The 2682-nt window shown below is 46.2% G+C and carries 2 protein-coding genes and 1 pseudogene; all 3 read left to right on the top strand.

The window, feature by feature from the left end; translation table 11 throughout:
• Window positions 1-889, top strand: a pseudogene (locus Q7V06_RS07165) (flagellar assembly protein FlaJ); the annotation flags it as partial.
• A gap of 1 nt (window position 890) precedes the next feature.
• The gene (locus Q7V06_RS07170; RefSeq protein WP_304840049.1) at window positions 891-2162 is read left to right on the top strand and encodes a LapA family protein; all 1272 of its coding nucleotides are present in this window, start codon (window positions 891-893) and stop codon (window positions 2160-2162) included.
• Between the two features lie 6 nt (window positions 2163-2168).
• The coding region (locus Q7V06_RS07175; RefSeq protein ID WP_304840051.1) for a CheF family chemotaxis protein at window positions 2169-2682 on the top strand (514 nt) is incomplete at its 3' end.

Below are 2682 nucleotides of genomic sequence, written 5' to 3' on the forward strand. Positions count from 1 at the left end.
TGCCTCATGGCTCATCACCTGGGCGATCGGGGTGCCAGCAGGCATCGTATTTATGCTGGTTGGGATCATGCTTGCACCGCTTGGTGTTATTGCATTTATTGATAACAAGAATGTTATTGCCCGTGATGAGGAGTTCCCGAATTTTATCAGAGGGCTTGGTTCTATTATGGGGGGAAAAGGAGCTCCATTATCTCAGGCACTTGCCGAGATCGATAAAAAATCGATGCAGAACCTCTCCCCCCATCTCCTTTCGGTATTTTCGAAGCTGAATCTCGGTCTTGATGAGGATCTCTCCTGGAAACGGTTCATCGGGGAGTGTGGGAGCAATTTCATATATAAATACCTTAACATCTTCCGTGATACCGTCAATATGGGAGGAGATCCAAAAAAGATTGGCACAGTCGTCGGTGATTCCATGCTTGAACAGGTGCTGATGAGAAAGAAGCGGGAGATGATTAGTATGGGGTTCATTGTCCTTCTGGTTCCGATGCATGCAGCGATGTGCGGCATCTTTATTTCACTCTATAATATCATGGTCACCCTCTCCCGTGCTATCACCCAGGTTATGGGACAGTTTGATACTGCATCTGCAGCACTCTCTTCGTCGACCGTTGCCCCAATCGGGGGTATGGGGGCAGGTGGTCTCGGAATGTTTGTTGATTTTCCTGAAGCGATCGTCGGTGCATATGTTGTTAATATCCTCGTGATCATATGTATATCAAACGTGATCGTTGCAAAACTTGCAGTCGGCGGAGACTGGACGATAGCATATCCATTTCTGTCATTAATGCTCTTTACAACAGGTGTACTCTTTCTGGCGATTCCACCGGTTGTTGATCTATTCTTCAGCATGGAAGGGCTTGTTTCAACCGGAGGAGGTATAGTATAATATGCGGGACTCTATACGGCGTTTTTTGTTATTCTTTGGCACAGTCACACTGGGAACACTCTTTATCTTCATAGACCTTCCGGTCTTTTACATTCTCCTGATAACGTTTTTATTCGGAGTAATTTTTCTCTTTCTGACTGGTTCTCTCTCCCTCTCAAACCTTCGCAGAGGGAAGGATCTCTCCGGGGATCAAGAGAAAAAGAAGATCGAGGTTCCAAAAGGACCGACATTCAGGGAGAAGTTTGCTGAAAAAGCACCTTCATTCTATAATCTGTACCTCAAAACAGAGCGGCTCTTTTCACCGCTTGGGAGGGCTGCAAGCGGCATCAAAGGTCGCTTCATCAAACCAACTAAAAAAGATTCCGGGAAGAGTACACCCTCTGGGAAAGAGGGTGTTTCAGCATCAATCCCTGAGAAGAAAAGGTTCTTTGAAGGGCTCAGGGCCCGCCTTTCACGAAAGAAAGATAAGGTAACAGAGGTACCCGCACCATCAGGGGTAGTGGATAAGAAGAATAAAACCTCTTCAGAGGATGTTGCAGCAGGCACTATTAAAGCTGGTTCCTCATCCGGTGCGGGTGGCGGGGGAGATGATCCCTTCGGGGATATATCTCTTGAGGATATGGATGCGGAGCTCTTCAGCGAACTGGGTGACGATGAATCAGTATCCGGTCTGAAGCCAATCGATTCTGAAGAAGACCTGAATCGTGGTGGCGGGATTGAGATTGATTCCGGAGATATGATGGACGATGTTGCCTCAATCCTCGCACAAGAGGGAGGATTTGCAGATGAAGAATTCTCCGGAGAAGAACTCTCTCCTGAGATGGATCTCGACTCGATCGATCTGGATGCACTTGACATCGATGAAGATCTTGACGATATCGACGATCTAACCGCCGAACCGTCACCCATTCAGGAGGCAACCTCATATCCGGAAGAAGAGGAGGAAGAGGTTACTCAAACCCAGGAAGAGCCAGAGACCCGGACAATAACCTCGAATGAAGGGTACCAGTTTAATCCCGATAAAGCTAAGACAGACCCTAATCTGGCATCATTTGGAGGGGCAGATTCTGATATCCTCAATTCTCTAAAAAGTGATGCGAGATTAATTAAAAAGGATCTGGATATCAGTCTCGTCCGGGATCTAAAAGATGTTATTGTAACAACAGAAGAGATAGAGGAAGAACTATCGTCGGTTTTGATCGCACTTGGCGGGAAGAAGACAGATGTGGTATCCCCCTCTGATACCTTAGTACCCACAACAGAAGACAGGTGAAGAAAAATGGTAGATGCTCCAGTTAAGATACGACATAATGATGAGTGGATTAATTGTAAGATATCAATTGGAGATGAGAGTATTGTCATCCCTCCACCGATGGATAAAACGATACTCCTGAAGAATATCATTGATCTTCAGGAGAAGAAGAACACGCTCACATTTCTTTTAAAGGTTGGGACAGATATAAGGATCGTCTCAGTTGAGAAGGTTCTCTTTGTACTGAAACATAAAATCCTGATGAAATGCAGCGCGTACCGCCTGATGGCACACTTCATGTCCCCGGCAATACGTGGTGGAGTACTGGTAACAAATGCACTTTGGGAGAAAGGGGCTATTGTTGTCCTCAAGACAGATATCTGGTGCATCACCCAGAATAAGCAGATTTGTATTCCACTCGCCGATGTGACAGGGATCGAGATGACGAAGAGGGATGTTGATGGAAAACCCTCTGATGTCGTCAGAATTGACCATCTTGAGAACCACGACGTGGTGTCAAGTTTTATTCTCACCCAGCTCT

The sequence above is a fragment of the Methanocalculus sp. genome, from assembly GCF_030651615.1.
Taxonomy (GTDB): domain Archaea; phylum Halobacteriota; class Methanomicrobia; order Methanomicrobiales; family Methanocorpusculaceae; genus Methanocalculus.

Excerpts from the sequence above, each read along its gene's own strand:
- Q7V06_RS07170 (WP_304840049.1), top strand. The coding sequence starts at position 891 with ATGCGGGACTCTATACGGCGTTTTTTGTTATTCTTTGGCACAGTCACA.